The organism is Salipiger aestuarii, assembly GCF_003259905.1.
Taxonomy (GTDB): Bacteria; Pseudomonadota; Alphaproteobacteria; order Rhodobacterales; family Rhodobacteraceae; genus Salipiger; species Salipiger aestuarii.
In genome coordinates this window covers 1-7,527 of sequence record NZ_QLMG01000090.1, presented here as the reverse complement: position 1 = coordinate 7,527, position 7,527 = coordinate 1, and the positions used below count along the sequence as shown (strand labels likewise).

Sequence of the window (7,527 nt, the reverse complement as noted above, 5' to 3'; positions counted from 1 at the left end):
GGGCGGGAGGAGGCTTGCTCATCAGGCCCGTCTAACCGCATGGATTTCCGTTGTGAATCCTTCGAAGGTCGAGGTCTGCAACAACGCCACTGGGATGGAAAAGCCCCGTCGATTTCGAACGGAAGGTGGCTTAAACGATAACCGGGAGCGGCACGAAACCGCGACAGGTCCACACCTTGTATCGCGCCTGGTATGGCAGAGACGAAGTCTCTGAAGGGTTCGAGCCGCCATTGTCAACAATAAATAACGACAAATCAGAGAGTTATTCATTCTGACTTCGTACAGAAAATGGCGGAGCAAATGAGTAACGCAGCCCGCTCGCGTCCCTGCAGGTTTCCCGCGCGCGGGATCGCTTGGAAATCCCGCATGTCGTTGAGGGACAACAGCTTTCACTCCGCTCGTGCCTGTGGCGCGCCTTGGGTTGACAGGCGTCGGAAACTTAATTTACTTAGTGTATGAAATAACTGGCTGGGAGTATGGAACTTGCGGAATGGAACCGGCGAAATCCTGACGAGGCTGCGCGACGGGGGGCCGCTGTCGCGTGCCGAGCTAGCGCGGCAGACCGGCATCTCGTCGGCGGGCGTCACCAAGATCACCGCGCAACTGCACGGCGAGGGGCTGGTGATCGAGCGCGAGGGACAGGGCCGCCCGGTGGGCCGTCCGCCGGTGGCACTGTCGCTGGCCGCCGGGTCGAGGCAGGTTCTCGCAATCCACCTCGGAGCGGGGCGGGCGCAGGTGGCGCTGAGCGACCTCGCGCTTGGGATGGGGCCGGTGCGGGCTCTGGATTTCGACCTGGAAGATCCGGTCGATGAGATCATCGCCGCAACCTCGTCGCTGGCAGCCGACGTGCTGGCGGACGCCGACCCCGCCCGTGGCAGGGTGCTCGGTGTCGGCTTGGGCGTGCCGGGCAGCGTCGATGCGACGGGCCGGGTAAACACCCACTCGATCCTCGCGGGATGGCGCAACGTGGCTTTCGCCGATGCCTTCGAGGCGGCGCTCGGCCTGCCGACGGTCCTGGAACACAACGCCACGGCCATCGCCATGGCCGAAGCCCGCTACGGCGCGGGGCGCGACGCGGCCAGCATCCTGCATCTGTTCCTCGGCAAGGGCGTCGGCGCGGGTTTCGCGCAGACCGGGCCCGAGGAACGCTGCGCGCCTGTCGAGATCGGCCATGTGGTGGTGCGTCCGGGCGGGCCCGTCTGCCGTTGCGGCGGGCAGGGCTGCCTCGAACGGTATTTTTCCGAAGACGCGCTGCGCACGATCACGGGAGCCGCGGACGGGCCCGGTGCCGACCTGATCGGCGCGGCGATGCACAGCCCCGCCTGGCCGGAGATCTACGAGCTGTTCCTGCAGGCCGTCTCCACGGCGGTCGCGCTGCTCGGTCCCGAGCGCGTGGTGCTGGGCGGTCATCTGGGCAGCGCGCCGGCGGCGTTCCTCGCCGAACTGCGGCGTGACCTGCCGCCCCGCGTGATGCCCCAGCAGCGCGAACGGCTGGCGATCGAACTCCCCAGCCTGCCCGAGCCGGTGGGCGTGAACGGCGCGGCCTGCATTGCGCTGGAGAGGTTCTTTTATACCGCCGGACCCGTCTCGGCACCGCTGTCCATGCGCCGCACGGTCGGCGCCTGAAACGCGCGGGGAACAGAGCATGAGCGTGATCGACGACATCGACATCGAGCGACCGAAGACGCGCCGTTGGTCGCCCGGCAATCTCGGCTGGGGTGTGCTGTCCTTTGCAGGCGGCATCGGGCTGTGGTGGCTGGCAACGCTGGCCGGGCTGTCGGAGCTTCCCTCGCCCGCAGCCGTGCTGCGCCGCGCAGTCGAGCTGGCACTCGACGGCCAGCTTTGGGGCGACATGTACGCGTCGTTGCGCCGGGTGCTGATCGGTTTCGCCCTCGGATCGGTTCTGGCGGTGCCGGTTGGTTTCCTGATGGGTTGGTATCGCATCGCACGGGCCGTCATCGACCCCTGGATCCAGTTCTTCCGGGTGATCCCGCCGCTGGCGATCATCCCGCTGGCCATCGTGACCATGGGGATCGATGAGACGCCAAAGATCTTCGTGATTTTCCTGGCGGCGTTCCTGTCGGCTGTCGTTTCGACCTATCAGGGGGTCGTCAGCGTGGACCGGACCTATATCAACGCGGCGCGCGTGCTGGGGGCAAACGACGGCACGATCTTCGCCCGCGTGGTCATTCCCGCCTCGACACCGTTCATCCTTGTCGGCTTTCGCATCGGTCTGGGCTCGGCCTGGGCGACGGTGGTCGCCGCCGAACTGATCGCGGCGCAGTCCGGCCTGGGGTTCCGCATGCAGCAGGCGCAGCTTTACTACGACCTGCCCACCATTTTCGTCAGCCTCGTCGCCATCGGCGTTCTGGGCCTGATCATGGACCGGATCGTCGTGCGTATCGAAGAGCGGCTGACACATTGGCAGGAAAGGGTTTGACCATGGCGGAGCCAAAGATTTCCTTTCGCAACGTCTCGAAAAGGTTCGGAGCGGGTGACGATGCGTTCACCGCGATCCAGAACCTGACGCTCGACATCGAAGACGGCGAGATCGTCACCGTTGTCGGCCCGTCCGGCTGCGGCAAGTCGACGGCGATGAACATGGTCGCCGGCCTGATCTCGCAATCGTCGGGCGAGGTTCTGGTCGATGGCAAACCGGTGTCCGGGCCGGGGCCGGACCGCGGCGTAATCTTTCAGCAATACGCGTTGTTTCCTTGGATGACGGTGCGCGAGAACGTGGAATTTGGCCTGAAACTTCAAAAGCTCGACAAGGCCGAGCGCCGCGAACGCGCGCTGCATTACCTGGGGCTGGTCGGGTTGGCCGATTTCGCGGATTTCTATCCCAAGACGCTTTCGGGTGGCATGAAGCAGCGCTGCGCCATCGCACGGGCCTATGCGGTGAACCCCACGGTCCTTTTGATGGACGAACCCTTCGGCGCGCTGGACGCGCTGACGCGGGTCAAGCTTCAGAACCAGCTTCTGGACACATGGTCCAAGGACAAGCGCACCGTGATGTTCATCACCCATGACGTGGACGAGGCGGTCTATATCGCACACCGCGTCATCGTCCTGGCCGCCAATCCCGGACGCCTTCAGGAAATCATCGACGTCGATCTACCCTTTCCGCGCGACGACGAGATCCGTCTCTCGCCCGAGTTCGCGGCAATCCGCAACCGCGTGTGGCGCGCTGTCTATCACCACGACGCCCAGGCGGCCTGACGCAGCGACACCATCAAGGAGGAGACCAACATGTTTAGCAGACGAACAACCCTCGCGGCCATCGCGTCGATGGCCCTTGCCGGATCACTGTCCGCGCAGGATCTGGACGAGATCCGCATGGGTTATATCGCCGACTATTTCGGCACCTCGATCGCGGCCATCGCGACCGATCAGGGCCTTTGGGAAAAGCACAGCCTCGACGCCGATCTCAAGGTCTTTACCAACGGCCCGATCCAGGTTCAGGCGCTGAATGCGGGATCGCTCGACTTTGCCTATATCGGGCCGGGCGCGCTCTGGCTGCCGGCTTCGGGACAGGCCAAGGTGATCGCGCCCAACGCGCTTGGCTATACCGATCGGGTGATCGCCCAGCCCGGCATCGACAGTATCCAAGACCTGAAGGGCAAGAAGGTCGGCGTGCCCGAAGGTACGTCGGGCGATATGCTCTTGCGGCTGGCATTGGCCGACGCGGGCATGAGCCTGGACGATATCGACGTGGTGACGATGGACCCGTCAACCGTCGTCACCGCTTTCTCGTCGGGTCAGATCGATGCCGCGGGCATTTGGTATCCGTTCGTCGATGTTGTCCGGCAGCGTGTTCCCGATCTGAACGAGCTGTCCTCGAACGAGGAGTTCTTTCCCGAGATCGCCTTTCCGTCCTCGTTCATCGTCAGCGACGATATGGCAGGCAACGAAGACGTGATCCGCAAGGTCATTGCCGTCATCAAGGAAGCCAACGACTTCCGCGTCGAAAACCGCGAGCAATCGGTGTCCATCACCGCGGAATTCCTGAACGTCTCCGAAGAGCCGCTTCTGGCAGAGAGCCAGCTGGCCCGCCTGCCGACCAGTGCCGAATACGAAGAGTTGAGTCGTGGTGGTCAGGTCGCGAACTGGTTCGGAACGCTGGCGGATCTTTATGCCCAGTTCGGCAAGATCGAGAATCCGCTTCCGGCTTCGGAATTCTATCTTGGCGCGCTTTACGCGGAATGACAAAAAACGTCCGGACCCGTCCCGCGCGGTGGGTCCGGCCACCCCAGGACGAGACGAGGCACCCCATGACGCGGCCCAATATTCTGTTCATCATGTGCGACGACCACGCCGCCAACGCGATCTCGGCCTATGGTTCGGGGTTGAACAGCACCCCGAATATCGATCGTCTGGCCAGTGAGGGGATGCGCCTGGATCATTGCTACGTCACCAATTCGATCTGCACGCCATCGCGGGCGGCGATTCTGACCGGCACGCATAACCATGTGAACCTCGTGACCACGCTGGACACGCATCTCGACAACCGCCTGCCCAATGTCGCCAAGCATTTGCGGTCGTCCGGCTATCAGACCGCGATGTTCGGCAAGTGGCACCTGGGCGAGGGACCGGCGCATGAGCCCACCGGCTTCGACGAATGGTCGGTTCTGCCCGGACAGGGCGATTACTTCGACCCCGAGATGATCGGACCGGACGGCCCGAAAACCGAACCGGGTTATGCCACCGACATCATCACCGACAAATGCCTGAATTTCCTGGAACACCGCGACCCTGACCGCCCGTTCTTCATGATGTGCCACCACAAGGCACCGCACCGTCCCTTCGTGCCGCATCCGCGCTATGACTGCCTTTATACCGGCGATCTGCCCGTCCCCGAAACCTATGATGACGATTACGCGAACCGCGCCGCAGCCGCTGCAGCCGCGAAGATGCGCGTGCGCCAGGACATGACCTACGAGGATCTGGGCCTGGCCCTGCCCGAAGGCGGTGCCGAGGTGGGCGACAGGGAAAAGCCCGGCAGCGACATGCGCAAGGTGCCCGATGACCATGCCGGGCTGGTGCTGATCGACCGCAAGTCCGGCGAGCGCTTCAGTTTCGACAGCAAGCGCCAGCTCGACCTGTTCAAATACCAGCGCTACATCAAGCGCTATCTGCGTACCATCGCCGGCATAGACGACAATCTGGGCCGGATGCTTGACTGGCTGGACACCAACGGCCTGACCCACGACACGATCGTCATATACACGTCGGACCAGGGCTTTTTTCTTGGCGAACACGGTTGGTTCGACAAGCGATTCATGTACGAGGAATCGCTGCAAATGCCGCTTCTCGTGCGTTATCCTGCGGGAATCGCGGCGGGCTCGGTCGCGCGCGACATCGCCACCAACGTCGATTTCCCACCGACCTTCCTCGACTACGCTGGCATCCCGGTTCCCAGCTACATGCAGGGAACAAGCCTGCGCCCGGTCTTCGAAGCCCGGACCGGAGACGACTGGCAGGACGTCGCCTTCCACCGTTACTGGATGAACATGGACGACATCCATAACGCCTACGCCCATTACGGTGTGCGGTCGGATCGCTACAAGCTGATCTACTGGTACAACGAGGGACTGGGTCAGCCGGGCGCCAATGATGGCGACGCCCCCCCCGAATGGGAGCTCTTCGACTGTCACACCGACCCCGGCGAGCTGTGCAACCTCGCGCGCGACCCGGCCCATGCCCCGGTCTTTTCCGACATGCTCAGGCGGCTCGATGAAAAGATGGCCGAAATCGGCGATCTGCCCCGTCACGACAGCGCCGCAGTCCTCGCCGGGCTGGCGGCGTGACTCGGATTTTCCGGCGTCTGCGCCATCTGCTGCTTCGACGCCCCCGGTATCGCCCCGAGCGCCACTACATGCGCGGGCAAGGGTCGAAGAACCGATTGTGCGAAAGGGAGTCGCGATGACCGGATGCTGCATGGCAGCGCAGAAAGGGTCGTCCGGCGACCCGGCATATCTCGCCGCGGCGCTGGCCGTGCCCGGCGCGGCGCCCGATATGCGCGCTGCGCTGCGGGACCGTCTGATCGCGCTCGATGGCGGCTTCTTCGACATGGGCACGCGCAAGTCGCGCTTTCCCGAGGATTTCGACGCGCCGCGCCGCAAGGTCAGGCTGAGCCCGTTCCGCATCTCGGCCACCGCCTGCACCAATGCCGAGTTCGCGCGTTTCGCAAGAGAGACCGGATACCGCACCGTGGCCGAGGTCGAGGGGTGGTCCTACGTCTTCCATCTGCTGCTCGACGACCCCGCCCGCTTTCCGACCTCGCCAGCCGGCCTTCGCTGGTGGCGCAAGGTCGACGGGGCGTGCTGGCATGCCCCCGAAGGGCAGGGCAGCGACATCACCGGGCGCGCCGCCCATCCGGTCGTGCATGTGGCGTGGTTCGATGCGCTGGCCTATTGCCACTGGGCCGGCCTCGCGCTGCCCTCCGAGGCACAGTGGGAGTTCGCCGCACGGGGTGGACTGGCGCGAAGAAAGTTTCCGTGGGGCAACGAGATGACGCCCGGCGGCGCCTTTGCCATGAACACCTGGCAGGGCAGCTTTCCCGACCGCAACACCGCCGAGGACGGTTTTACGGGCACCGCGCCGGTGGAGGCCTTCGCGCCCAACGGGTTCGGGCTTTACAATACCTGCGGTAACGTCTGGGAATGGGTGCGCGACCTCTACGCTCCGCGCCGCCCCGAAGGTCCATTCCCGCTGCGCGACCCGCAGGGCCCCGAAAACGGCACGGGACGCGTTCAGCGGGGCGGTTCGTACCTCTGCCACGAAAGCTACTGCGACCGCTATCACGTCCATTCGCGCACCCGGAACGATCCGGACAGTTCAACCGGAAATACAGGCTTTCGGGTCGCGGCCGAGGACGTGAGCTAGGCGGATCGGATCGTGCCCGGAACCGGCTTGGCGACCCGCATCGCCCGACCGCGTTACCGCGCAGGCGCGTCTAGGAGAACGTTCGCCATCGGCCCCGCCCTCTTCGCCATTTAGCGGGATGGATGTCTCTCCCTCCAACGGGAAACCGGATCGGGCGGTGCGTCAACAAGCGCCGCGTCGCCAGGCTGGTGTCCGCCACGAGACACAGGCATTCGCGCGTGCAATCATCGATCACGGCGAGAATTCGGACCTTCCGCGAGGCGCCGAAGCTGTCGGACACGAAATCCAATGGTAATCCTCCCATTTTTAATGGGGTCCAGCCGTAGAATTCATGCGGCTATTTTAAGTTTCATGGCGGGTGTTATGCCGCCAATGCCCATGTTGGGTCGCTCGTTGTTGTAAGTCCAGAGCCATTCGGTTGCCTGATCTTGTGCCTCCTCAATGGTTTCAAAGATGTATTGGCTCAGCCATTCACCGCGAACCGTGCGGTTGTATCGCTCAATATAGGCGTTCTGCTGGGGCTTGCCCGGCTGGATATGTTCAAGCCGAACACCTTGCTTCTCAGCCCATTCCATCAGCTTTCCACTGATGTATTCTGGGCCGTTGTCGATACGAATGGCCTGCGGTTTGCCCCGCCATTCG

The 7,527-nt window shown here is 63.7% G+C and carries 7 protein-coding genes and 1 pseudogene; 6 read left to right on the top strand and 2 right to left on the bottom strand.

The annotated features are described in order from the left end of the window. Positions 1 to 483 precede the first annotated feature (483 nt). The 6 genes from ATI53_RS22255 (at position 484) to ATI53_RS22230 (ending at position 6,885) form a co-directional block, all read left to right on the top strand. Entirely contained in the window at positions 484 to 1,626 is a 1,143-nt protein-coding gene (locus tag ATI53_RS22255; RefSeq protein ID WP_009502463.1) for an ROK family transcriptional regulator, read from the top strand. Between the two features lie 19 nt (positions 1,627 to 1,645). Beyond that, positions 1,646 to 2,440, top strand: a complete 795-nt coding sequence (locus ATI53_RS22250) for an ABC transporter permease (protein WP_205912195.1) — start codon at positions 1,646 to 1,648, stop codon at positions 2,438 to 2,440. A 2-nt stretch (positions 2,441 to 2,442) separates the two neighbouring features. Continuing rightward, positions 2,443 to 3,219 (top strand): ABC transporter ATP-binding protein, encoded by a 777-nt coding sequence (locus ATI53_RS22245; RefSeq protein WP_009502465.1) that lies wholly within the window; start codon positions 2,443 to 2,445, stop codon positions 3,217 to 3,219. Between the two features lie 30 nt (positions 3,220 to 3,249). Next, complete coding sequence (locus tag ATI53_RS22240; protein WP_111551409.1) at positions 3,250 to 4,206, top strand: aliphatic sulfonate ABC transporter substrate-binding protein; 957 nt, start codon at positions 3,250 to 3,252, stop codon at positions 4,204 to 4,206. A gap of 65 nt (positions 4,207 to 4,271) precedes the next feature. After that, positions 4,272 to 5,807: a sulfatase family protein gene (locus ATI53_RS22235; protein ID WP_111551408.1), complete on the top strand. Its 1,536-nt coding sequence runs from the start codon at positions 4,272 to 4,274 to the stop codon at positions 5,805 to 5,807. A gap of 130 nt (positions 5,808 to 5,937) precedes the next feature. Further along, complete coding sequence (locus ATI53_RS22230; RefSeq protein WP_240778663.1) at positions 5,938 to 6,885, top strand: formylglycine-generating enzyme family protein; 948 nt, start codon at positions 5,938 to 5,940, stop codon at positions 6,883 to 6,885. A 166-nt stretch (positions 6,886 to 7,051) separates the two neighbouring features. Here the strand turns inward: ATI53_RS22230 and ATI53_RS22225 are convergent. Continuing rightward, a pseudogene (locus tag ATI53_RS22225) lies at positions 7,052 to 7,174 on the bottom strand (IS3 family transposase); the annotation flags it as partial. A 40-nt stretch (positions 7,175 to 7,214) separates the two neighbouring features. Continuing rightward, positions 7,215 to 7,527 (bottom strand): integrase core domain-containing protein (locus ATI53_RS22220; protein ID WP_146610001.1); only part of this gene is annotated, 313 nt, incomplete at its 5' end.

Bases quoted from the DNA above. Each gene is read 5' to 3' on its own strand.
- ATI53_RS22230 (WP_240778663.1), top strand. From the start codon at position 5,938: ATGGCAGCGCAGAAAGGGTCGTCCGGCGACCCGGCATATCTCGCCGCG.
- ATI53_RS22240 (WP_111551409.1), top strand. From the start codon at position 3,250: ATGTTTAGCAGACGAACAACCCTCGCGGCCATCGCGTCGATGGCCCTT.
- ATI53_RS22250 (WP_205912195.1), top strand. From the start codon at position 1,646: ATGAGCGTGATCGACGACATCGACATCGAGCGACCGAAGACGCGCCGT.
- ATI53_RS22245 (WP_009502465.1), top strand. From the start codon at position 2,443: ATGGCGGAGCCAAAGATTTCCTTTCGCAACGTCTCGAAAAGGTTCGGA.
- ATI53_RS22235 (WP_111551408.1), top strand. From the start codon at position 4,272: ATGACGCGGCCCAATATTCTGTTCATCATGTGCGACGACCACGCCGCC.